The organism is Streptomyces sp. NBC_00236, assembly GCF_036195045.1.
In the GTDB taxonomy this organism is placed as follows: domain Bacteria; phylum Actinomycetota; class Actinomycetes; order Streptomycetales; family Streptomycetaceae; genus Streptomyces.
Genome location: NZ_CP108100.1, coordinates 3578729 through 3601840, shown reverse-complemented (window position 1 = coordinate 3601840; position 23112 = coordinate 3578729). Strand labels below are relative to the sequence as shown.

At 72.7% G+C, this 23112-nt stretch carries 21 protein-coding genes; 9 read left to right on the top strand and 12 right to left on the bottom strand.

Going from position 1 to position 23112, the window contains the following annotated elements; all coding sequences use genetic code 11:
• The first annotated feature begins 3 nt into the window (after positions 1-3).
• The 8 genes from OG446_RS16125 (at position 4) to OG446_RS16090 (ending at position 8298) form a co-directional block, all read left to right on the top strand.
• Positions 4-906: a sugar phosphate isomerase/epimerase family protein gene (locus OG446_RS16125; protein WP_328894708.1), complete on the top strand. Its 903-nt coding sequence runs from the start codon at positions 4-6 to the stop codon at positions 904-906.
• Positions 899-2206, top strand: coding sequence for a M20/M25/M40 family metallo-hydrolase (locus tag OG446_RS16120; protein ID WP_328894707.1), 1308 nt, complete (start codon positions 899-901; stop codon positions 2204-2206). The genes OG446_RS16125 and OG446_RS16120 overlap by 8 nt, the downstream gene beginning before the upstream one ends.
• Positions 2207-2239: 33 nt before the next feature.
• The gene (locus tag OG446_RS16115; RefSeq protein WP_328894706.1) at positions 2240-3355 is read left to right on the top strand and encodes an Ldh family oxidoreductase; all 1116 of its coding nucleotides are present in this window, start codon (positions 2240-2242) and stop codon (positions 3353-3355) included.
• 98 nt (positions 3356-3453) lie between these two features.
• Positions 3454-4767, top strand: coding sequence for a Gfo/Idh/MocA family protein (locus tag OG446_RS16110; RefSeq protein ID WP_328894705.1), 1314 nt, complete (start codon positions 3454-3456; stop codon positions 4765-4767).
• Positions 4764-5429, top strand: a complete 666-nt coding sequence (locus OG446_RS16105; protein ID WP_328894704.1) for a phenylalanine--tRNA ligase beta subunit-related protein — start codon at positions 4764-4766, stop codon at positions 5427-5429. The genes OG446_RS16110 and OG446_RS16105 overlap by 4 nt, the downstream gene beginning before the upstream one ends.
• Positions 5430-5570: 141 nt before the next feature.
• Positions 5571-7067, top strand: coding sequence for an anthranilate synthase component I family protein (locus tag OG446_RS16100; protein WP_328894703.1), 1497 nt, complete (start codon positions 5571-5573; stop codon positions 7065-7067).
• Positions 7064-7663 carry an anthranilate synthase component II gene (locus OG446_RS16095; RefSeq protein WP_328894702.1) on the top strand — a complete coding sequence of 200 codons (600 nt, stop codon included), beginning with the start codon at positions 7064-7066 and terminating at the stop codon, positions 7661-7663. The genes OG446_RS16100 and OG446_RS16095 overlap by 4 nt, the downstream gene beginning before the upstream one ends.
• On the top strand, positions 7633-8298 hold the full coding sequence (locus OG446_RS16090; protein ID WP_219567249.1) for a flavodoxin family protein: 666 nt from the start codon (positions 7633-7635) through the stop codon (positions 8296-8298). The genes OG446_RS16095 and OG446_RS16090 overlap by 31 nt, the downstream gene beginning before the upstream one ends.
• Positions 8299-8321: 23 nt before the next feature.
• Here OG446_RS16090 and OG446_RS16085 read toward each other — a convergent pair whose 3' ends face one another.
• From OG446_RS16085 to OG446_RS16050, 8 genes are all read right to left on the bottom strand, one after another.
• On the bottom strand, positions 8322-9593 hold the full coding sequence (locus tag OG446_RS16085; protein ID WP_328894701.1) for an amidohydrolase family protein: 1272 nt from the start codon (positions 9591-9593) through the stop codon (positions 8322-8324).
• Positions 9590-10312: a hypothetical protein gene (locus tag OG446_RS16080; RefSeq protein WP_328894700.1), complete on the bottom strand. Its 723-nt coding sequence runs from the start codon at positions 10310-10312 to the stop codon at positions 9590-9592. The genes OG446_RS16085 and OG446_RS16080 overlap by 4 nt, the downstream gene beginning before the upstream one ends.
• Positions 10309-11883, bottom strand: a complete 1575-nt coding sequence (locus OG446_RS16075; protein WP_328894699.1) for a phenylacetate--CoA ligase family protein — start codon at positions 11881-11883, stop codon at positions 10309-10311. Before OG446_RS16075 ends, OG446_RS16080 begins: the two co-directional genes overlap by 4 nt.
• Positions 11884-12069: 186 nt before the next feature.
• Positions 12070-12672, bottom strand: a complete 603-nt coding sequence (locus tag OG446_RS16070; protein ID WP_219567253.1) for a phosphoribosylanthranilate isomerase — start codon at positions 12670-12672, stop codon at positions 12070-12072.
• 80 nt (positions 12673-12752) lie between these two features.
• Positions 12753-14030: an MFS transporter gene (locus OG446_RS16065; RefSeq protein WP_328894698.1), complete on the bottom strand. Its 1278-nt coding sequence runs from the start codon at positions 14028-14030 to the stop codon at positions 12753-12755.
• A complete protein-coding gene (locus OG446_RS16060) occupies positions 14017-15300 on the bottom strand; it encodes an ATP-grasp domain-containing protein (protein ID WP_328894697.1) in 1284 nt (427 codons plus the stop codon). Before OG446_RS16060 ends, OG446_RS16065 begins: the two co-directional genes overlap by 14 nt.
• A gap of 49 nt (positions 15301-15349) precedes the next feature.
• A complete protein-coding gene (locus tag OG446_RS16055) occupies positions 15350-16564 on the bottom strand; it encodes an ATP-grasp domain-containing protein (protein ID WP_328894696.1) in 1215 nt (404 codons plus the stop codon).
• The gene (locus OG446_RS16050) at positions 16561-17577 is read right to left on the bottom strand and encodes a Gfo/Idh/MocA family protein (RefSeq protein ID WP_328894695.1); all 1017 of its coding nucleotides are present in this window, start codon (positions 17575-17577) and stop codon (positions 16561-16563) included. The genes OG446_RS16055 and OG446_RS16050 overlap by 4 nt, the downstream gene beginning before the upstream one ends.
• Positions 17578-17853: 276 nt before the next feature.
• On the opposite strand from OG446_RS16050, the gene OG446_RS16045 reads away from it, so the two are divergent.
• Positions 17854-18624, top strand: a complete 771-nt coding sequence (locus tag OG446_RS16045) for a 3-oxoacyl-ACP reductase family protein (protein ID WP_328894694.1) — start codon at positions 17854-17856, stop codon at positions 18622-18624.
• 71 nt (positions 18625-18695) lie between these two features.
• Here OG446_RS16045 and OG446_RS16040 read toward each other — a convergent pair whose 3' ends face one another.
• The 4 genes from OG446_RS16040 to OG446_RS16025 all read right to left on the bottom strand — a co-directional run bounded on the left by OG446_RS16040 (position 18696) and on the right by OG446_RS16025 (position 23085).
• Positions 18696-20372: a phytoene desaturase family protein gene (locus OG446_RS16040; protein WP_328894693.1), complete on the bottom strand. Its 1677-nt coding sequence runs from the start codon at positions 20370-20372 to the stop codon at positions 18696-18698.
• A gap of 109 nt (positions 20373-20481) precedes the next feature.
• Entirely contained in the window at positions 20482-21606 is a 1125-nt protein-coding gene (locus OG446_RS16035) for a beta-ketoacyl synthase N-terminal-like domain-containing protein (RefSeq protein WP_328894692.1), read from the bottom strand.
• Complete coding sequence (locus OG446_RS16030; protein ID WP_219567261.1) at positions 21603-22826, bottom strand: beta-ketoacyl-[acyl-carrier-protein] synthase family protein; 1224 nt, start codon at positions 22824-22826, stop codon at positions 21603-21605. The genes OG446_RS16035 and OG446_RS16030 overlap by 4 nt, the downstream gene beginning before the upstream one ends.
• Positions 22819-23085, bottom strand: a complete 267-nt coding sequence (locus tag OG446_RS16025; protein WP_148020103.1) for an acyl carrier protein — start codon at positions 23083-23085, stop codon at positions 22819-22821. The genes OG446_RS16030 and OG446_RS16025 overlap by 8 nt, the downstream gene beginning before the upstream one ends.
• Between the last annotated feature and the right edge of the window lie 27 nt (positions 23086-23112).

The window sequence follows — 23112 nt, the reverse complement described above, 5'->3', positions numbered from 1 at the left end:
GCGGTGTCTGTGCCGAACCTCCTGGGCATCACCGCGGACCGGCTGTGCGGCATCGGGGACGAGGCCGCCCCCGATCTGGCAGGCCAGCTGGCCATCCACCACGAACTGGGCATGGACGCCATCGAGTTGCGTACCGTCGACGGCCTCGGACTGCACGAGCTGCCCGCCGGCGACGCCGCCGACCTGGCCCGGCGCACCATCGTCGCGGGCCTGCGGGTGCCGGTCGTGGACACCCCGGTGGGCTCCTGGTCCACCACCGTCGCCACCGGAATGGACGGAGAGCTCGCGGCGCTGGAGCGCTCCGCGAAGGCGGCGGCGCTGCTCGGCTGCGACCGGCTGCGCGTCATGTCGTACCCCAACGACGGCCGGCCGGAGCGCGAGTGGCGGACCGAGTCGCTGCGCCGGATGCGGACGCTGGCCCGGGAGGCCGAGCGCCTCGGTGTGACCCTGCTGCACGAGAACTGCCAGGGCTGGGCCGGGCAGAGCGCCGCGCACACCGTGCACATGCTGGAGGAGGTCGCGAGCCCTCGCCTGCGGCTGCTGTTCGACACGGGCAACGGGCTCGCCTACGGCTACGACTCCCTCGACTTCCTGCGCCGGGTGCTGCCGTGGGTGGAGCACGTGCACATCAAGGACGGGATCCGCTCCGGCGGACAGGCCGAGTTCACGATGCCCGGCGAGGGCACGGCCCACGTCGCCGCGTGCGTGCGGCTGCTGGAGGAGCACGGCTACCGCGGCTACTACAGCCTGGAGCCGCATCTCGCCCACATCCCGCACCTCGGTCTTTCGGGCGATCCGGCCGCACTCGCCGACGGCTACCGCACGTACGCCCGGCGCTGCGCCGCGCTGCTCGGCATCGACATCACGGACAGCCGTACGTACTGGGAGGAGAGCCACCATGGCTGAGACGGCCCGCACGACCCGCACCGAGGGCGGCCTCGCGGCCGCGGACCTCCAGTGGCTGACCGAGCTGATGGCCGTCGACTCGGTCTCGCCCCTGGAGGGCGGCCCCCTGGACGGAGCGGCCCGCGCGCAGCGGGTGTTCCTGGCCGGCGCCGCCGAGCGCGGCTTCCGCACCGCACTGCACGGGCCGCCCGCGGCCGAACTGCTGGAGCGGCCCGAAGTGCCGGCCACGGTACGGGAGGTGGCCGGCCGGGACCTGTCCGGGTTCCTGGACGGACAGCCCTCCGTGGTGGTCGCGTACGGATCCCCGCAGCCGCAGGAGCGCCGGCTGGTCGTGAACTTCCACATGGACACGGTCGGCCCGCACGTCCCGCCGCGCCTGGAGGGCCGGGTCCTGCACGGCCGGGGCGCCGTCGACGACAAGGGCCCGGGTGTCGCCGCCGCGGCCGGGATCGCCGCCGCCTTCGCCGAGGACCCGGGGCTCGACGGCCGGATCGAGGTGCAGATCGCGTCCGTGCCCGGTGAGGAGGGCGGCGCGATGGGCACGTACGGGACGCGGGCGCTGATCGACGCGGGCCACACCGGCCGCCTGATGGTGTTCGCCGAACCGACCGGCAACACCTTCATGGACGGGTGCACCGCCGCGATGACCCCGCGGATCACGGTGGCGGGCCAGGACTCCACCGACGACCACCCCGCGGACGGGCACAACGCCACCGTGCTGCTGGGCTTCCTCGCGGACTTCCTCGCCCGCCGGCTCGGCCCGCTCGCCCACGGCATGGGAGCCAAGCTCTGCGTCTCCGGCCTGCACACCGGCAACGCGCACAACCGGGTGTACGGATCGGGGCAGTTGCTCCTCAACATCGCCTACCCGGCGACCGAGCAGGCCGAGCTGCTCGCGGCCTCCCTCGAAGTGCTGATCGAGGAGGCCCGTACCGAGTTCTCCCATCTGCACGCCCATGACCCGTTCAGCCGCCGCACGGTGAAGGACTGGCGCCGGATCGTCCGCCTCGACTGGCTGAAGCAGGGTCTGCCCACCCTGAACAACCGTGACCCCGAGGCCGAACTCCTGCTGAACGAGGCCGGGTTCGTCCGGCACGACGGCCTCGCCGACGGCTCCGCCTTCACCTGCGACGCCATCTGGGCGCCGGGCCCCGGCCGCTATGTCGTCGCCTGCGGCCCCGGCCGCCTCGACGCCAACGGGGCGCACACCGCGGACGAGTTCGTGCACCTGGACGACCTGGACACGTACGCCCTGCGCATCAAGGACCTGGTGCACGCGTTCGCCGCGCACACCGCCTGAAAGCCAATTCACCCACAAGACAGAGGACTTGCCATGACCGTTCGTGTTCCCCTCGCCGAGCTCACCGCCTTCGTCCGCAACGTCCTCACGGAGTGCGGCCTGGACGCCGAATCGGCACGTACCGCCGCCGACGTCATCACGTACGCCGACGCGAACGGTTTCACCACGCACGGCACCAACGGGCTGGTGAACATCTACGCCCCCCGCCTGCTCGACGGCCGGATCGACGCGGGCGCCGCACCGCGCATCGTGCAGGAGACCGCCGGGGCCGCCCTGCTCGACGGGGACCGCGGGCTCGGCCTGGTCACCATGGACCTGGCCATGGACATCGCCATGGCCAAGGCGCGGCAGACCGGCATCGGCATGGTCGCCGTACGCAACAGCACCCACTTCGGCAGCGCCGGCTACTACACGCAGAAGGCGGCCGCCGCCGGGCTGATCGGCCTGGCGATGACGAACTGCGGCGCCCAGGGCGTCGCCCCGCCGCTCGGCGGCACCGTCCGGATGCTCGGCACCAATCCGCTGAGCGCGGCCGTCCCGGTGACCGAGGGCGCGCCGTTCGTCCTCGACATGAGCACCACCGTGGTCGCCACCGGAAAGATCAAGGCCGCCCACCGGGAGGGCCGGGAGGTCCCGCAGGAGTGGCTGGTCCGCCACGACGGCACCCCGACCTCCGACCCGGCCGACTTCATGGCCGAGGAGGCCGACGTCGCCTGGCTCGGCGGGCCCGCCGCGACCGGTGGCGCCAAGGGCTTCGGGCTCGCCCTCCTGGTGGACCTGCTGTGCGGCCCGCTCTCCGGCGCGGCGTACGGCCCCCGGCCCGGCGTGCTGAAGGGCGAACCGGCGGGCGACGACAACGTCGGCCACACCGCGATCGTGATCGACCCGTCGGCGTTCGGCTCCGCGCACGCCATCGCCGCCGAGAACCGGATCCTGCTCGACACGGTCGCGAACTCCCCGGCCGCCGCGTACGCGACGCGGGGCGTCACCTACCCGGGCGCCCCCGAGGCCCTGCGGTACGCGCAGTCGCAGCGCGAGGGCGTGGAGCTGCCGGGACCGGTGGCCGAGGGCCTGGCGGCGCTCGCCGAGCAGCTGACGGTCCGGGCGCCCGAGGCACTGACCGCACGCAGCCTCCAGCCGGTCGCCTGAAGCGCGCCGCACGCAGCCTCCGGCCGGTCGCCCGACGGCAGAGCCGCGCACCCATCCGCACACCCATCCACGCAGCACACGGAGAGGACCGAACCATCATGCGTATCGGAGTCATCGGAGTGGGCGTCATCGCGCCCTTCTTCCTTCAGGCCATCGAGGACGACCCGGAGCTGCGGCTGACCGCCGTCTGCGACCTCGACCAGGCGAAGCTGACCGGATTCCCGCCGGGGACCGTGATGTTCACGGACCACCGCGACCTCCTCGCCTCCGGGCTGGTGGACGGTGTCGTGGTCACCCTGCCCAACCACGCGCACGCCCCGGTCGTGGCCGACGCCCTGCGGGCCGGTGTGCACGTCTGCTGCGAGAAGCCGCTGACCGTCCACGCCGCGGACGCCCACCGGCTGATCCAGCTGGCCGACGAGCACGGCACGACCCTGTTCACCGCCTTCCACCGCCGCTACAACACCCATGTCCAGGACCTGGCGGACCGGCTGCCGGAGCCCGAGCTCATCTCGCACGTCACCAGCCGCTACCAGGAGAAGATCGAGGAGCACACCGGCGCCGACCGCTGGTACCAGGACCTCGACCGCTGCGGCGGCGGTTGCATCATCGACAACGGCCCCAACGCCCTGGACGCCCTGGAGACCGTGCTCGGCCCCCTCACGCTGACCGACGCCACGATCGGGGACGTCAGGTCCGGCGTCGAGTTCGTCGCCGAACTCACCCTGGCCACCGCCGGCGGCATACCCGTCCAGGTGGACCTGGACTGGGCCCTGGAGACCGGTGAGCGCAAGGACATCACCGTGCACCTCAAGGACGGCCGGGAGCTGCACGCCGACATGCTGGACGGCTTCGAGGCGTTCAAGTCCTCCCTCGACCACGAGTACGCGGGCATCATGGCGGACTTCCACCGCGTCGTGCGCGACGGACGCAGCGGACCGGACCGGGGTCCGCACATCGTCGACCTCGTCGAGGAGGCGTACGGCATCGGGCGGACCAAGGAGCAGCGGCTGCGGATGTCCGCCAAGGAGCCTGTTTCGGCCCACTTGGTGAAGCTGCTGTTCCACCGGCGCACGGACCGCGGGATGCGGCTGTCGCCCTGGCAGTCGCGCTGCGTGCGGGCCGGCGACGTCCACGAGCTGGTCACCACCACCGACCGGCCCTCCGCCACCGGGGACCGCGTCGACCACGTGGGATTCCTGGGCTTCGCCGAGTTCCCCTCCGGCACGGTCATCGACCGGGGCGACGTGGTGTCGGGGCCGGACGGGCCGATCGGACGGGTGGCCGGATTCGACGAGTGCCACGCGCCGAACCACTACAACATCCTCATCGACACCGAACGCGTCCTCACGGCCGAGGACCTGAACCTGCATACGCTGGACACCTTCACCTTCTCCGGAGGAACCCGATGACGACCCCCACCTTCCGCAAGGTCGCCGTGACACCCGAGGCCCGCGCACTCGTGCCCGGCGTCCAGGTGCTGACCCTGGAGGCGCAGATCCCCGCCGCCGGCCCCGCACCGGCCGACGACGTCTGGGCCGAGGCGCACGCGCAGTGGACCGGGGCGAGCCGGGCCGAGGTGCGCGCGGCCCCGAACGTCGCCGCCTACCGGGAGTTGAGCCGCCTGATCGGCAGCCACCCCGACAAGCGGCCGCCCTCCGTGCAGGCGCTGATCGACCGGGGGCTGCGGGCCAAGCCGCTCGGCGCCTGGCCGAGGATCAACCCGGCCGTCGACGCCGTCAACGCGGTGGCGGTACGCGACCTCGTCGCGCTCGGCCTGTTCGACCGGGACATGCTGGAGGGTGAGGTCGCGCTCCGACTGACCGACGGCACCGAGGAGTTCATCGCACTCGGCGCGGACGGTCCGGTGACGCTGGAGGCGGGCGGTCTGGTGCTCGCCGACGAGAAGCGCGTGCTCTCGCAGTTCGCCCACCGCGACGGCGTGCACCAGGCGGTGACCGCGGAGACCCGCCGGGTGCTGCTGCTGGCCTGTTCGGTCCCCGGCGTCGACGAGGACTCCTGCCGGGACGCCCTGCTGGCTGCTGCCGCACTCCTGGGCGGAACGGTGCGGTAGCGGCCCCGGGGGTCTCCCGGGCAGCGCGGTGAAGTGGTCCGCCGCCGGCCCGGAACAGTGGACTGCCGTGCAGGTACGCGCTGTTGGTTGGCTGGGATCGAGCCGCTGACCGACCCCCGTACCGAAAAGAGACCGCCCGCGATGACCATGACCGCCGTCGAGCCCGCCGCAGCACCACCCGGGGCGGTCGCCGAACCCCTGCGGGTGACCGTGGCGCGCACCCCGTTGCCGCCGCACCCCCCGCTCGCCCTGGGCGCCGAGCTGCGCCGGCTGCTCGGTGAGGACCAGGTGTTCCTCTTCGAGAGCCTGGCCGGCCCCGACGAGGACTGCCGTTTCGCCGCGGTCGGCGCCGAGCCACTGGCCCGGATCACCGTGCGGGACGGACGGATCGGCCTGGACGGCGTCCCGGAGGTCGTGGAGCGGCTGCGTCCGCTCACCGACCGCGCCCGCCAAGACGTCCGGCACCTGCTGGAGGCCGTGAACGGGGCCTTCGCCGTGGAGACCGACGTACCGCTGGACACCTACGCCTTCGGGTTCCTGGCCGTGCTCGGCTACGAGGCCGCCTGGCACCTGGAGCAGCTGCCGCCGCTTGCCCCCGGCCACGACCCGGAGATCACCCTCACCCTCTTCCGGTACGTCGTCACCTACAACCTGGCGACCGGTGAGAGCCACCAACTTCTTTCGGACGCACCCGAGTTCGGGGGCCCCGGCATTCTGGGTGCCGATCTCTCCGCGCTCGTGGCCACCCTGCCGCCCGAGCCGGCGACGGACCCCGTGCCGCCCGCCCCGCCGGCGTACAGCGTGCGCCGCACCGTCCGACGGGACGAGTTCACCGACCGGGTGCGCCGCTGCCTGGAGCACATCAGGGCGGGCGACGTCTACCAGATCCAGATCGGCCACCGCATCGAGGTGAGGACCCCGCTGCCGGCCATCGACGCCTACCGCCGGCTGCGCCGGAGCAACCCGTCGCCGTACATGTACCTGGTGCCGTGGGCGGGCCGCACCCTCGTCGGGGCCAGTCCCGAACTGCTGCTGCGGATCGAGGGCCGGACCCTGGCGATGCGGCCCATCGCCGGCACGACCGCCCGGGCCGCCGACCCCGCCGAGGACGCCCGCCGGGTCGCCGCGCTGCACGCCGACGAGAAGGAACGCGCCGAGCACATCATGCTCGTCGACCTGTGCCGCAACGACGTGGCCCGGGTGTCCGTGCCGGGCACTCTCGCCGCGGAGCGGATGATGGCCGTCGAGCACTTCGCCCAGGTCCACCACCTCGTCTCCACGGTCCGCGGTGAACTGGCCGACGGCGCCGACGTGTGGTCAGCCCTGCGCGCCACCTTCCCCGCGGGCACCATGACCGGGGCGCCCAAGGTCCGCGCCATGGAACTGATCCAGGAGATCGAGGGCCGGCCGCGCGGCGCCTACGCGGGCGCGCTGGGCCTGATCGACGTACGCGGGCACGCGGCGACCCTCGCCCTGTGCATCCGTACCGCCGTCCACGACCCCGACACCGGGACGTACGCGCTGCAGGCGTCCGCCGGCGTCGTTGCCGACTCCTCGGCCGACGGCGAATGGCGCGAGACCCTGATCAAGATGAGCGCGGTGTACGCCGCCCTGACGGGCGAGGTGCTGACGGCATGAGGATCCTGCTCGTCGACGCACGCGACAGCTTCGTCCACATCATCGACCACTACCTGCGCGAGCAGGGCGCCCGCACGGACGTCGTCACCGCGCTCACGCACTCCCCGGCCGAGCTGGACGCCCGCCGCCCCGACGCGGTGGTCCTCGGCCCCGGCCCCGGGCACCCGGCCGACTCCGGCCACCCGGAACTCGTACGCCACTTCGCCGGACGGGTACCGCTCCTCGGCATCTGCCTGGGCCACCAGGCCATCGGGCTCGCCTACGGCGGCCGGATCGAACGGGCGGCGCGCACCGTGCACGGCAAGACCAGCCGCCTCGACCACGACGGCTCCGGGATCCTCACCGGACTCGCCGACGGCACCGAGGTCACCCGCTACCACTCACTGGCCGTCGCCGACCCGCTGCCCGCCGAACTCCTGGTGACCGCACGGGCCCGCGAGGACGGCTGCGTGATGGGGCTGCGCCATCGCCGGCTGGCCGTCGAGGGCGTGCAGTTCCACCCCGAAAGCATCACCACACAGACCGGATCCGCGTTCATCGCCAACTTCCTCGAAGGGATACAGCCATGGTCGACCACGGTCCCTGGGCGTCGATAGCCGCCCTGAACGGCTCCGAACGGCCCGACGGACTCACCGGAAGGGTGCTGCGCATGCTGGCGGCCCAGGCCGCCGAGCACGGGGTGCACCTCGATGTGATCCCGCTCGCCGAGTACGACATCACGCCCTGCGGGCCGTGCGGCGACTGCAATGTGCGCCCGCTGCCGTGCGCCCTGGACGACGACGTGCCGGCCCTGGTGGACCGCCTCGTGCGGGCCGACGGGGTGCTGTACGCGGCGCCGGTGCACGGCTTCGGTCTTGCGGGCGTCATGCAGAACTTCATCGAGCGGGCCGGGGTCGGCCATCTGCGCTTCGACCGCCCGCTCGCCAACAAGGTGGCCGGCGTCGTGGTCACCGGCCGCCGCTACAGCCACGACCGGGTCTACGGGCAGCTCATCGACAACGTCCTGCTCAACCGGATGATCGTGCCGGGCAGCGGCTTCCCCGCCTTCGTGCACGACCAGTTCGCCCCGGGCGAGGACCAGGAGGGCCTGGCCGCCGCACGCGGACTGATGGACCGGATGATCGACCTGATGCGGATCCTGCTCCTGCCGCACGGCGGTCGCGGCGACACCGCCCGGCTGCTGTCGCTGCCCCGCAACGAAAGGGCCGGGCTGCTCAGCCCCGCAGGGTGAACAGCCCGGCCCGGACGCATGGTTCAGGATGCGGGCGGTGCCACCGGGCCCGCCGCGTGGCGCCCGCCGACCAGCACCGACCGCAGCGCCCCCTTGTCCTGGAGCACCGTCAGGTCCGCCGCCGGGTCGCGGTCCCACACCACCAGGTCGGCGAGGCGGCCCGCCGCCACCACCCCGGCGTCCGCACCGCGTCCGGCGAGCTCGGCCCCGTTGGCGCAGGCCCACTTGATGACCGTCTCGGGCGCGATCCCGGCCCGCTCCACGTACATCACCAGCTCGTCCGCGTACGTACCGTGCGGGGTCCAGGCGAAGCCGAAGTCGTCACCCGGCACGATCTTCATGCCGCGGCCCTCGGCCGTCGGGAGGAAGCGCAGGGTGTTCTCGATCTCGTCCCGGAAGTCCAGCGACTCCAGATAGTCGGGAGCCTTGCCGAACCGCTCCCCGAGCGCCAGCAGCCGGTCCGGCTGGAACAGGCTCGGCACCACGAACACGCCCCGCCCGGCGATCTCGTCGAGCGCCCGGTCGTCCGCGTACGTGGCGTGGTCGATGACGTCGACCCCGGCGGCCAGCGCGTTGCGGATGCCGGCCAGGCCCCGGGAGTGGGCCCGCACCCGGGCGCCGCGCCGGTGCGCGGTCTCGACGACGAGTGACAACTCCTCACGGGTGAAGAGGAGTTCCTCGGAACGGGCGTTAGGGAACGTGTCGTCCCCGGAGGAGAACACCTTGATGATCTCGGCGCCCTCGTCGATCTCCTCCTCGGTGTACTTCACCAGATCGCCCAGGACGTCCACGACCGGCATCAGCTCGCGCGGCATCCGCTCCTTGAGCTCGGGCGAACGCCGTCCCGGCGGGCCCGACACCATCAGGTCGCGGCTGCACGGGGTGATGCGCGGGCCCGCGATCACGCCGGCCTCGATGGCGTTCTTCAGCGCCATGTCGATCCCGGCGACCGATCCGGCCCCGACGAACGCCGTGTAACCGCAGCTCAGCAGGTCCGCCGCGTGCCGGGCGGCATGCAGCGCGACCTCGGGCACCCGGTACTTGAACAGCGTCTCGCGGCCGGTGGTGACATTGACGTACGCGATGTGGGTGTGGCCCAGCGTCATGCCGGGGAGCACGGTGGCCCCGGCCAGGTCCCAGCGGACGAAGTCGCCTTCGGCGGGAGCCTCCGCGGCCGGCAGCACGGCCTCGATGCGCTCGCCCGACACCAGCACGGAGCGGGCGGGCAGCGAGGCGCGGCCCAGCCCCTCCTGGACGGTGACGTCGTGCAGCAGCAGTCGGCGGTCAGTGGTCACGGCCGGCTCCCCACGGACGGCCGGGCACCCTCGGAGCGGGCGAGTACCGCGGGCCCGAACACCATCCACACCATGGGGACACCCGGCCGTGAGACCTGGAACTCCAGCTGGTGCCGGGCGCGCCCCGGTTCGTTGGTGACGGCGGCGTCCGCGCGCCCCTCGGCGACGAGCTGGGCGGCGTGGATCGTGGACTCGGCGGGCACCCAGGCGATGTCGTACCCGCCCCGGCCCCCCTCGGCCCCGTCGAGCAGCTCCACCAGACGGCGGGTCTCGTGCAGGGTCGCGAGGCGCAGGATGCCCTCACGCAGCCCCGAAGGACCGGAGGCGATGCCGTACTCGGGGGTCGGTGAGGAGAAGGTGGCGTCCAGCCGCAGCCGGGGCGACCAGAAGAAGCGGGTCGCGCACTCGGCGGCCCCCGGCACCAGGGCGTAGGCGGGACCACCGCGGCTGCCGACGGCGGCGAGCAGTTCCTCGAAGGAGTCGTACGGCACGGGCTCCACGACGGGGCCGCCGAGGTGGGCCAGCCGGTACCCGAGACGGGAGAGGGCGACCATCGACGTGGTGCCGTCCGGGCCGAGCGTGCCGACCCGCAGGGTGCCGGGCCGCAGCAGCGGCGAGTGGGGTATCCGGGCGGGCTCCCACAGGATGGGGAACGGCGTCGTGTCGGCGTCGGAGTCGGCGCCGAGGACGTCCTGGGCGCGGAGCAGGGGCTCGGTCATGCGCGGTGCCCCCGGGCCCCGGCGAGCCGGCGGGCGGCTGCCGTCTCGTGGTCGATGGGCGCACGCCGGTCGTGGATGCGCGCCGCCTTCCAGCTGACGAAGGCGCCGGTCGTGGTGACCGGGTCCAGTTCGCTCGGCAGCTCCACCCGGCAGCGCACCCCGAGCGCGTCGGCGACCCGTGCCGCGTGGGCGGCCTCCAGGCCCTGTACGGAGTTCCCCCGCGGCGTCACGGCGTCCGGCACCGCCGCCTCCGGCGTTGTCGTCAGTCGCGAGGGCTCCGCCATCACTCCCTCCTCCGCCTTGGATCCGACGGCACCGGACACCGCTCCTTCTCCCGCGCTGGAACTCCGTACAGGACCTGGCCCCTGCACGCGCCCGTCGGGCAGGTCGAGCCGGACGGTGATCAGGTCCTCGCCGTCCTCGGCCCGGTCGATGACGACCTGGTAGCCGTAGCTGTGGTCGATCCGGCGCAGGACGGCCTGCTCGATCTGCCAGGCCTGGAAGCTGTGACCGCCGAGCACGATCCGGTCGCGGGTGCGGCCGACGACCCGCATGACGGGGCCCCGGATGCCGCAGCCGCACACGTTGTCGGAGAGCTCGACCAGGTCGCCGGTCCGGTAGCGGATCAGCGGCTTGATGCCGTCGATCAGCATGGTGACGACGAGCTCCCCGGTACCCCGGTCGCCGAGTGCGGCGCCGGTGTCCGGATCGACGAGCTCGGCGATGTAGTTGGGCCGGGCCAGGTGGAGCCGGCCGTGTGCGCAGGCCGAGGCGATGACCAGGGTCTCCTGGGAGCCGTAGAGCGCGTTGTACGTCCGCGCGCCCCAGGCCTGGTCGATCTGGCGGGCCAGGTCGGGGGTGCACATCTCCCCGGTGACCAGGAAGACCTTCACGGCGAAGTCGCGGCGCGGGTCGAGCCCCTGCTCACGGGCGGCCCGCGCCAGCGAGAGCGCCACGTTCGGTGTGCAGAACACGACGTCCAGGGCCAGGTCCCGCATCAGCTGAAGGGCCTTGGGGAAGCCGATGACGGGGGAGTACGGCCAGATCTTGGCGACGGCCGAACCCACGTTACGGGCCACGTCACCCAGGGTGTCGCCGAGCGAGTGCACCTCGGTGGGACCCATCACGCCGACGCGCGGGGCCCGGTCGCCGAAGACGTCCGTGAAGATGTTCCGCCAGCTCTCCGTCACATGGGCGTTGGAGGCGATCACCTCGCGCGGGTCACGGGGACAGGGCGTGGCCGGTCCGGTGGTGCCGGTGGTCTCGTAGAAGAAGCAGGCCTCGTCGAGATCGCGGCTCAGGACGTCGGACATGGCCGTGCGCAGGTGGTCCTTCGTGGTGAAGGGCAGCGAGCGCACGTCGTCGAGGGTGAGCCGGCCGGCCGGCACGCCGGCCAGGTGCCGTGCGTAGAAGGGCGAGCCCTCCTGCGCGAGCGCGACGACCGCGCGCAGCTGCCGCTGCGCCCAGGTACGCCACTCCTCCTCGCCGAGTTCACCCGCGGTGTACCGGTCGTGCAGCGTCAGATAGCGCTCGATGAAGTCGCGGTGCTTCCCGGATGTGGGCAGCCACATGGATCCCCCAGGTGATTCGGCGGGTGCGGTGGACGTCAGTGCCGTGCACCGGGCACGTGGCCGGGTGCGCCCGTACGCGTCCGGGAAGCGGCAATCCGATACTGCGGTCCGCACCGATGCGCCCTCAATTAGCCTTAGGAGACAGTCCCTCCGCACTTGGTGGCAGTGCCCGGCGGGCCGCGTGGGTCATGCCGCCGCCTTTTTGGCCGCGGCCACGAACTGCCTGATCAGCTCCGGGTCCTTGACTCCGCGGGTGCGCTCGACGCCGCTGGAGACGTCCACTCCCCAGGGCCGCAGGCCGGCGACGGCCCCGGCGACGTTGTCCGGGGCGAGACCGCCGGCGAGGAGCCACGGGCCGGTGGGGGAGACGCCGAGCGCGGCCGGGTCCCAGCGTTCCCCGGAACCGGGCCGGGGTGAGTCGATGATCAGCAGGTCCTCGCCGTACGCACCGGTCTCCAGCGGTGCCCCGCCCTCCGGCGAGGTGGCCCGGATCAGCCGGAACCCGTCGGCGCGCAGCGCGGCGAACGCCTCGGGGGGCTCCGCCCCGTGCAGCTGCACGGTGTCGACGCCCGCCTCGGCGGCGGCCCGGCGCACCTCGTCGAGCGGCTCCCCGCGGAACACGGCGACCGTGGCGGTTCCCTCCGGCACCAGCGCGGCCAGCGCGCGGACGTCGGCGGGGGCGACCTGGCGAGGGCTCGGCGTGAGGACGAAGCCGATCGCGTCGGCCCCGGCCTCGACGGCGGCCGCCACGTCCTGCGGGCGGCTCAGACCGCATACCTTGACGTACATGTCTTCTCCTGGATCCGGAACGGGGACGGGAACGGGGACATCGATGCTGTCGGGATCATCAATGCTGTCAGGCCGGGCTGCTACGAGCGGACGGCGGTACGGGAGCACAGGAAGACCACCGCCGCCGCGGTCAGCCCGCCCGCCGTCAGGGCCAGTGCGGTCCGCGGACCGGCCGCGGACGCGAGCAGCCCGCCGAGCAGCCCGCCCACCGGGATCACCGCCCAGGTGAGGAACCGGAAGGTGGCGCTGACCCGGCCGATGAGTTCGGGGGGCACGGTGGCCTGGCGCAGCGTGATCGAGTGGATGTTGAAGATCGCGATGCCGAAGCCGTTGAGGACGTAGCTGATGCCGAGGAGCGCGTATCCGGCCCCGGTGCCGGCACCGGCCGCCAGCGGCAGCAGCAGGGTCGCCGAGGAGGCGACCGCCATGCCGGACACCATCGCGCGGCCCACCCCGAGCCGCTTCCCCAGCCGGCCCGCGGACAGTGCGCCGCCGAACGCGCCGATACTGCCGACCGCGATGACCATGCCGAGGCCGGCCGGGCCGAGGTGCAGGACGCGGAGGGCGTAGAGCGGGAAGACGACCAGGACGACGTCCCAGAGCAGGTTGTACAAGGAGGCGTGCAGCATGATCACGCGCAGCAGCCGGCTGTTCAGCGTCATGCGCAGCCCCGCGGCGATGTCCTTGCGCACCGAGGACCGGCCACCGGCCGCGCGGACCGGCCGGGTCTCCGGGGTGCGGATCCGCAGCAGCATGGCCGCGCCGAAGAGATAGCCCAGGCAGTCGACCAGGATGGCGACGGGCGCGGTGAGCACCTGGATCAGTGTCCCGCCGAGTCCCTGCCCGGCGGTCTCCGCGACCGAACGGCTGGCCTGGAGCTTGCTGTTGCCCTCGACCAGCTGCTCCTTGGCCACCAGGGACGGCACATAGGCCTGGTACGCCACGTCGAACAGGGCGGTGAGCACCCCGGTCGCGAACGCCACGGCACACAGGGCCCAGATGCCGAGCCCGCCCAGCCAGGCGAGCAGCGGCACCGCGGTGAGGATCGCGGCCCGCCCGAGGTTGGCGGTGATCAGGAGCGGACGGCGGCGCACCCGGTCGGCCAGCACCCCGGCGAACAGGGTCACGCACAGCACCGGCAGGTACTGGGCGCTGTTCAGCAGTCCCAGCTGGGCCGGGCTCGCGTCGAGCAGCACGATCGCGGTGACCGGCAGGGCCAGTTCGGTGACCCGGGAGCCGAGCAGGGAGACCGTCTGTCCGGCCCACAGCCTGCGGAAGTCCCGGTGGTGCCAGAGTCCGCGGGGCGGCGGTTCTGGGGCCGGGGGTCCGGCCCGGTCGAGGAGCTCAGCCGACGACATGGACGGCCTCCCGGCTTGCCGGGCCCCGGGCGTCGGCCGGCTGCTCGCCCTGCGGGTGCCAGTCGAGCCGGTAGGCGGCGAGCGTCTGCCGGATGGCCTCCTCGACCTGCTCCGAGCGCTCCGCCCGGTAGCGGAACGTGCCGGCGGTGTGGACGGCGCCGCCGTTGCCGCTGAGCACGGTGCCGGGCGGCGGCAGGGTCTCCGAGCAGAGCGCGGGCACCTGGCCCACCAGCGAGGTCACCGCGTCCACGACGGCGGGGCGTACGGGAGGCTCGGGCATCATCAGATACCCGGCGACCGGACCGTCCAGGTCCATCGGCGCGATCGTCACGTCGTCGCCGAGCTGCACCCGTGCGGAGGCGGCGACCAGATCGACCCCGTAGACCTCCTCCCAGATGACCCGGACCTGACCGCCGCCGGCCCGTGCCCCGATCTCCAGGAACACCAGGTCGTCGCCGTCGCCCGAGGGCCGCGGGGCACGGAAGACCTCCAGGTGGAAGACGTCGTCGGTGAGGTCCAGGGCGGCGCAGACGCGCTCGGCGAAGTCGGTCACCCGCTGCTCGAAGTCCCGGTCGTCGTTGGCGACCGAGCTGAAGGCCGTGCCGGTGGCGAAGTCGAGGCAGCTGCCGCCGCAGCGCCAGGCGCGTGAGGTGAGCAGCCTGCCGCCCTGCACCACCCCGTCGATCTGGTAGAGCGCCCCGTCGATGAACTCCTCGCACTGGGCGTCGGCGAGCCCGGCAACGCTCAGCAGGGTGTCCAGCTGTGCCTCGGAGCGCACCACGTGCACGCCCTGGCTGTCGGCGCCCGCGCGCGGCTTGAGGACGAACGGATAGCCGTGCCGTGCGGCGAACTCCCGCACCAGACCGGCCGTGGGCGTCTCCGCGAAGGCGGGCACCCGCAGGCCGGCCGCCGCGACCAGGCCCTTCATCACGACCTTGTCCCGGACGGCGGCGACCTCCTCGGGGCCGCGGCCGGGGATGCCGAAGTGCCGGCGGATCTCGCCCGCGGGCTCCAGGTCGAACTCGGAGAGCGCGAGGACATGCGTGAACGGGCCGTACTGCTCGACGAGTTGAGTGGTCTGTGCCAGGACCTCGGCGGTGTCGGAGAGATCGGAGAGCACACGGATGTCCTCGGCCAGCTCCTCGTCGAGCGGCGGACGGCCCGCCGCAGTGGTCAGATAGGCGACGCGATCGGCGGTGTGGTCGAGGTAACGGTGGTACTCGGCAAAGGAGTTGGTCCAGCGGTTGATGATGAGGACATGGCGGTTCATCGGGTCTCCGGATGGTTCGTGGACAGGTGCTCTGGATGGCTCGGACGGCTCAGCTGAAGGTCACGGCACGTTCGGCGCGTCGCAGCACGCTCGCCGTCTCCCGGTACGAGGCGCCCGCGGCGAGCACGTAACCGAGCCGGCCCGCCGAGCTGCCGGGATCCGGCAGGGCGCTGCCCGGCGGCAGGAGGACACCTATCTCGCGCACCCGCGGATCGGACTCGATCACCGGGTCGACGCGGAACTCGCGGTAGGTGTCGAGGCCGGGACGCAGGAAGTAGCGGATGCCGGCCCGGGCGCCGGTACGGGACACGGCCGGTTCGGGGTTGGGCAGGCCCAGGTAGCAGCGCAGCATGATCTCGTACAGATCGTGGCCGCAGGCCAGGCGCAGCAGGTCGGGGATGCGGTCGCCGGGCAGCCGGGCCGCGACCTCCATCAGCAGCGGGCCGCGCGCGGACATCCGCAGTTCGGCGTGGAAGGGCCCGATGCCCAGGGCGACGGCGTCCAGCACGCGGGCGATGTAGGTCCTGATCTCCCGGGCCGCCGTCGTCCTCAGCTGGGCGGGCACGATGTGCCCGACCTCGACGAAGTGCGGTTCGGCCCCCAGGATCTTCTCGGTGATGCCGAGGATGTGCACCTGGCCGTCCTCGACGTACCCCTCGACGCTGTACTCGGGCCCCTCGACGTACTCCTCGACCAGCACCAGTCCGAGACCGCCGCGCGAGCCGTCGGCCCGGCCGGAGCGCAGCGCCCTGCGGAACGCGGCCACGGTCTCCGCCCCGGTGCCGGCCCTGCGGACGTCGAGGCTTCCCGACTGGTCGACCGGCTTGACCACGCACACCGGTCCGAGTTCCGCGTAGGCGGCGGCGGCCGACCGTGCGCCGGAGACGATCCGGTACCGGGGCTGGTCGAGGCCCGCCGCGTCCACGGCCCGGCGCATCCGGTGCTTGTGGCGCAGGAACTCCACTCCCGCCGGGTCGATGCCGGGCAGGCCGAGCGCGGCGGCGGCGTGGGCGGCGAGCGAGACGAAGTGCTCGAAGCCGGGCAGGACGGCGTCCAGCGGCGTCTCGGCGTGCAGGGTACGGATGAGGTCGAGTACGGCGGCCTGGTCGGAGGTGTCGGCGGTGATCACCCGGTCGGCCTTCGCCGGGGCGCTGCCCGGCCCGAGGCCGGCGGTCAGTACGAGGGCGGTGTGCCCGAGTTCATGGGCGCGGGTGACCAGTTCCAGTCCGGAGGAGCGGGGCTCGATGATCAGAACGGTGCTCATGCTGCTTCCTGCGGGGCCGGGGTGCCGGAGTCCGCGAACGCGGCGGCGCGGGCGGTGTCGAGGAGTTCCATGGACTCCAGGTGCAGGGCGAGATTGCTGCGCGGCGCGGGGGCCTCGCCGCGGAAGTGGGCGTACGCCTGCTCGATGAACCGGGTCAGCGGGGCGTCCTGGACGACCTTGCGGACCGGCCGTCCGGCGATGCGGACCTGGCCGAAGTCGTCGTCGCCGGAGACGGGGTAGTCCGCCACGAGCGTGCCCTCGGTGCCGTGGATGTGCAGCCGCCGCCGGCGTACCGGCGAGGCCAGATCGGTGTACAGCGTGGTCCGTACGCCGGAGGTGTGCCGCAACGTGACCTCGGCACCGCCCAGCCGGGCCAGCCGGCCGGACGGCAGCGGCAGGTCCCAGCCGCGCGAACCGGTGACCTCCGCGACGGGCCCGGCGAGATGCAGGGCGAGCAGCAGCTGGTGCGGCAGCTCCACCTCGAAGGCACTGCCGTGCCCCTGGGTCTGCAGCGAACGGCGGAAGCGCGGCTTGCTCTGCTCCATGTGGTACGAGACCGGCTCACCGATCGTCCCAGAGGCGACGAGCTCCTCGGCGGCCTCGGTGACCCTGCTGGCCGGCCAGACGCTCATCGGCAGCACCACGGCCCCGGTGGCCTCCGCCAGGTCCACCAGGTGGGCGGCCTCCTGGACGGTGTGCGCGATCGGCTTCTCCAGGATGAAGCGCTGCGCCCCGGCGTGCAGGAGCTGCTCCAGGCAGTCCCGGTGGGCGTCGGGCGGCACCGCCACGTGGAAGACGGCGTCGGCGACCCGGTGGCCCGCCGCCCACAGCGCCGTCACGGCGCCGCGGACGTCCGGCACCCATTCCCCTCCCGCCACCTCGGCGGGGCGGGGATCGACGGCGATCACCGTCGACCGGCCGCCCGTGATGTCCCGCAGCGCGCGATGGTGCAGATCGCGGCCCGCGTGTCCGTATCCGACGATGACGGAAGGTGAATTGCCTTTCTTCCTCATCTGTTTACCGCCCTTCGCTGTCGTAGTGAAAGGAGCTTCGCAGCGGGCCGGGAGAGACTTCCAGGCCAATTCCGCGGACCCCCGGCGGACCACTTGAAAGGATTTCCCGCGGCCGGCGGTGCCTGTTCGTGCCTCGAAAGGAACAGGTGCGGCTGCCGAGGTGGTATCGGTCGACGGCATGGTCAACAGGCATGCTGGATAAGGTTGTTCGACGTATTCGGAATTTCGGAACACATTGCGGTACGCATCCGGTTCACCTGGAGAAGGAGTCAATTGATGAGCCTCGAAGGCCGGGCCGCCCTGGTCACCGGTGGTTCCCGCGGCATCGGACGGGCCATCGCGCTCCGTCTCGCGGCCGACGGTGCCGCGGTCGCCGTGAACTACCGCTCCCGCAAGGACGAGGCCGAGCGCACGGTCGAGGAGATCACCGCCCTGGGAGGGCGGGCGATCGCCCTTCAGGCCGACGTGTCGGACCCGGACGCCGCCCAGCGACTGGTGGACGAGACCATGGCGGGGCTCGGCGGGCTGCACATCCTGGTGAACAACGCCGGAGTGGCGCAGGACGGGCTCATATTCGACCAGTCGCCCGAGGACTGGTGGGAGGTGCTCAAGGTCAACGTCGGCGGCGTCTACCACTGCACCCGGGCCGTCGCCGGCCACTTCATGTCCCAGCGCGAAGGCAACGTCATCAACATCTCGTCGGTCATGGGCGAGGGCGGCTGGGTCGGGCAGTCCAACTACTCCGCCTCCAAGGGCGCCGTCAACGCGTTCACCCGCGCCGCCGCCGTCGAACTGGCCCGCTTCGAGGTCCGGGTCAACGCGGTCCTCGCCGGGTTCACCACCACCGACCTGATCGGCGGACTGCTGGAGAAGGACGGCGGCAAGGCCATCAAACGGCAACTGCCGCTGCGCGAGTTCGCGACCCCCGAGCAGGTGGCCGGCGCGGTGTCGTTCCTGGCCGGCGAGGACTCCACCTACATCACCGGTGAACTGCTGCGCGTGGACGGCGGATGGGCCGGCCAGCTCGGCCTCGGCCGGGCGAAGTAGTCCGGCGGCACGGCGCGGGAACGCGGGAAGCCCCGGGGAGCATCTCCCCGGGGCTTCCCGCTCTCCTTCCATCAGCCGATCCGGGCCAGCCCGCGGGCGCCCTGCCGGCCGGAGCCGCGGGAGACGGCCAGCGGGTCCCAGCCCTCCGCACGCTCCGGCAACAGGTCCGGGTCACCCAGGAGCGCGCCCCGGTGGACCTCGGCCATCAGGCCGCGGCCCAGGAGCTGACCGGCCAGCGCCATTCCGCCGGCCGCGGAGCCCGTGATGCCGGTGCCGTGCCGGGTGTTGGTCCCCACCATGTGGAGGCCCTCGATGCTGGTGCGGGTGTCGGGGCGGCTGCCCGTACCGCCCCACTCGGCCAGCCCGTACGGGGTCCCGCCGGTGGCGAGCGTGTAGCGCTCGTGGGTGATGGGGGTCGCCGTCTCCAGGTGCACGATGTTCTCCCGGAACGGGCCGAGCGCCTCCTCCGCCGTGCTCAGCATCGCCTCGGTCAGCTCCGCCTTGCGCCGCTGGTAGCCCTCGTTGCGCCGGTAGCGCTCACCGGCCGCCGGGCCCTTGTCCACCCCCCAGTAGTCGTATCCGGGCGGACACAGCGTCATCACCTGGAAGTTGCTGTGCCCCGGCGGGCAGACGGCCGCGGTGCCCGGGTCCTTCAGCGAGGCGAACGACGCGAAGAGGAAGGGAACCGGACTGATGGTCTCCTTCGCCACCTGCTCGTAGTAGGCCTCGATGTCGTCGTCCCGGTACCACCACAGGTTGGCGTTCGGACGGGCCGGCAGCTCCTTGTCGGTGGCGATGTAGAGCGTGGCGAGCGGCAGCGCCATCTTCGCCTGCCGGGTCCTCGACACCACCCTGCGGCCGAAGTGCTCCTCTCCCACGAGGTCGAACACGGTCCGGGAGTAGTCGGCGTTCGACACCACCAGGGGAGCGCTGTGGACGTCGCCGCCCGTCATCCCCACCCCGGTGACCCGGCCGTCCTCGACGAGGATGCGCTCCACCCGGCTCCTGGTCCGCAGCTCCCCGCCGTGCGCCTCCAGCGCCTCGACGAGCGCCGCGGCGAGCACCTGGCCGCCGCCCTCGGGGTAGTAGGCGCCCCGCAGATAGTGGTCGGTGACGGCCGCGTGGGTGGAGACGGTGGCCTGGCGCGGCCCCATCCCGTAGTTGGGCGACTGGGCGGCGAGCACGGTACGGGCCCGTGGGCCCAGCCCGCAGTGGTCGAACAGCTCGGAGAGCGTTCGGCGGCCCCACTCGGCGGTGACCGGGGTACGCGCCAGCAGGTCGGCCAGCGACGGCTCACCGTCCGACAGCATCATCGAACGGGTCTCCGCGCCGACGGCGGCGCAGATCCGGGTGAACCGCTCGATGCCCTCACGCTGGGCGGGCAGCGCCGCCGTCAGCCGCTTCGTGTACGCCTCCCAGCCCACGGGCACGTCGACCGTGAGACCGGGCAGCACGATCCGGTCGAAGCCGCCCCGGTCCATCTCCCGGTAGGTCACCCGGCCTTCGAGCCCCAGGCCGGAGAAGATCGCCGGCAGCAGCCCGCCCGGACCGCAGTCACCGAGGTAGTGGACGCCCACGTCGAACTCGTAGGCCCGGCGGCGGCGGAACACATGACTGTTTCCCCCCGCCACGTCGTGCTGCTCCAGTACGAGGACGCGGCGGCCGCTCACGGCCAGGTACGCCGCACACACCAGGCCGCCCATGCCGCTTCCGACGACGATGGCGTCCCACTCATCCCGCTTCACCATGCGGCTCAACCGTCCTGTTCCTGTCGGTCCTGTCCGGAGTTCCGCCGCTTCCTCTCCCGCGCTGGAACGCCGGACAGGACCAGGGCGGGGCTGACGTTCCTGTCGCGGGTCAGACCCGCTCGCGCACGACCAGCGCACCGGCGTTGCCGTCGTGGCCGACCGAGGTGATCAGGCCGATACGGGGCTTCCCGCCGCCCGGTGAGTCCTGCCAGCGGGCGAGGAGCGCCGCGAGTTGCATGGCCCCGCCGGCGCTGTACGTCTCGCCCAGTACCTCGGTGACCCGCACCGGGTCCGGCAGCCGGCCCAGGGCGAGCCGCACGGCACGCTCCTCCACCCGGTCGAGCCCGATGTGGTCACCGGCCCCCAGGGACACGTCGGCCACGTCCTCGGCCGCCACCGCGCTGCGCTCCAGGGCTCGGTTGATCGCGGTGACCAGGCCGTTCGTCAGACCGCGGCCGAGCCCGGCCCGCCGGTTGACCCCGGTCCAGCCGAAGAAGCCGACCTCGCAGGCCAGCAGCTCCGCGAGGACCGGCTCGCCGGCGGACTCCTCGGCCCTGACGACGAAGACGGCGCTGCCCTCGCCGACCGGGGCGGCCTCCCGCAGCGTTCCCGCGTGGTGCCAGGCCCAGGCCGTCGGGGCGCTGAGTTCCTCGGCACCGCCGACGAGCAGTTCCTCGGCACGCCCCGCCGCCATGGCGAGCCTCGCGTGCCGGAAGGCGTAGAGGCTGGCGCTGCGGCCGCCGGCCACCGTGGCGTTCAGGCCCTTGAGACCGTGCCGGATGGCCATCTGGCCGGCGCTGCAGTTCATGACGCTGCCCGCGAACTTGCCCGGGTTGATGAGGTAGGGCTTGTCGAGGGTGAGGGTCTCGTACAGCAGGTCGGAGTAGCCCGCGATGGAGCCGGTGTTGGTGGCCAGCACCACACCGGTCCTGGCCGGGTCCGTGCCGGCCGCGGCCGGTCCCGCCGCTTCGAGGGCCTGCTTGCAGGCGACCAGGCTCAGTTGGGCGAGCCGGTCCAGGTTCTTGATGCCCTTGCGGCCCAGGTGGTCGGCGGCCCTGAAGCCGGGGACGGGCCGCAGCGGACGCGGCGGGTAGGCCGCGTCCGCCCCGGCGGCGGACTCCGGCGACGCGTCCCGGGCCGGCGCTCCGGCCAGGGGCGCCAGCCCGTAGCCCGCGCTGGAGACCACTCCGGCGCCGACGACCGGCAGGGGCTGCACGGGCGCGGCCGTGGTCACAGGTACCTCCCGAGGATGGTGATGACGTTGTTGCCGCCGAAGGCGAAGCCGTGGTTCTGGACGATCTCCACCCGGGCGTCCCTGCCCCGGCCCGGGACACAGTCCACGCCGGGCCCGAGCTCCGGATCCGTCTCGACCAGGTTCGCGGTCGGCGGCAGGAAGCCCTGCTCCAGGGCGGTGCAGCAGGCGATGGCGCCGAAGCCGCTGGCCGCGCCCATGGTGTGGCCGAGCATCGACTTGATCGAGCTGATCGGTGGCAGCCGGTCACCGAAGACCTGGCGGACGGCCCGGACCTCGGTCGCGTCGTTGGTCGGCGTGCCGGTGCCGTGGGCGCAGATGTAGTCGATCTGGTCGGGGACGACGCCCGCGTTGCGGTGCGCCGCCTTGATGCAGTCCGCGATGCTCGTGGCGTCCGGGTGCACCATGTGGGAGGCGTCGCAGTTCGCCGCGTAGCCGAGCACCTCGGCGTAGATGCGGGCACCGCGGGCCAGGGCGTGCTCCAGCGGTTCGAGCAGCAGGGCGGCCCCGCCCTCGCCGGTGATGATGCCCGAACGGTTGGCGTCGAAGGGCTGCGGCAGGTCCTGGGCCATGGCGCCCAGGGCGTAGAACCCGGCATGGGTCAGCCGGTTCACGGAGTCGGCGCCGCCGGCCAGCATGAAGTCGGCCTCGCCCAGGCGCACCATGTCGAAGGCGTACCCCAGCGCGTAGTTGCTGGCCGAGCAGGCGGTCGGGATGGTCTGCGCGTCACCGCTCAGGCCGAGTTCGGCATTGACGGCGCCCGCGATCTGGCCCGCCGGCAACTGGCCGACCAGGCGGGGCTCCAGGCCCTTCAGGCCCTGGGTGACCCACTGGCCGCCCAGGCTCTGGGCCACCGCGGACTCGCCGCTGGTGGTGCCCATGATGGAGCCGGACCGGCCGGCGGAGAGCAGCAGGGGATCGATGCCGGAGTCCTCGACCGCGAGCCGGGAGGCGGCGGCGGCCAGGAGCGCGCTGCGGCCCCAGCGGTCGGGGTCGAGGTGGTGCAGGAGGGCGGCCGGGTCGAAGTCGTCGACCTCGGCGGCCTTGCGGCTGGGGAAGGGGGTGGCGTCGAAGCTGCGGGCCGGCCCGATGCCGACCCGGCCCGCCCGGAGGGAATCGGCGAAGTCCCGCACGCCGATTCCGACCGGGCTGACCGCTCCGAGCCCCGTGATGACGACTCGGCGCAAGGTCGGCTCAGGCATTCCGCGCGCATCCCTCGACGGCGAGAAGCAGCGTGCGGAGCGTGGTCAGGGACTCCAGCTCCTCCTTGGGAAGGACGAAACCGAGTTCCTTCTCTATTCGGGAGACGACGGTTATCAGCGTGAGCGAGTCGCTGTCGTAGTCCTCGATGAACAGACCGTCCTCGGTCAGCTCACCGTCTTCCAGTTCCAGTTCCTCGTTGACGATGTCGATGACGCGGGTCCGCAGCTCGGCATCCAGTTCCACGGTCTGCACGGTCATGGTGGGTCCTTTCGTAAGGAGCGAACG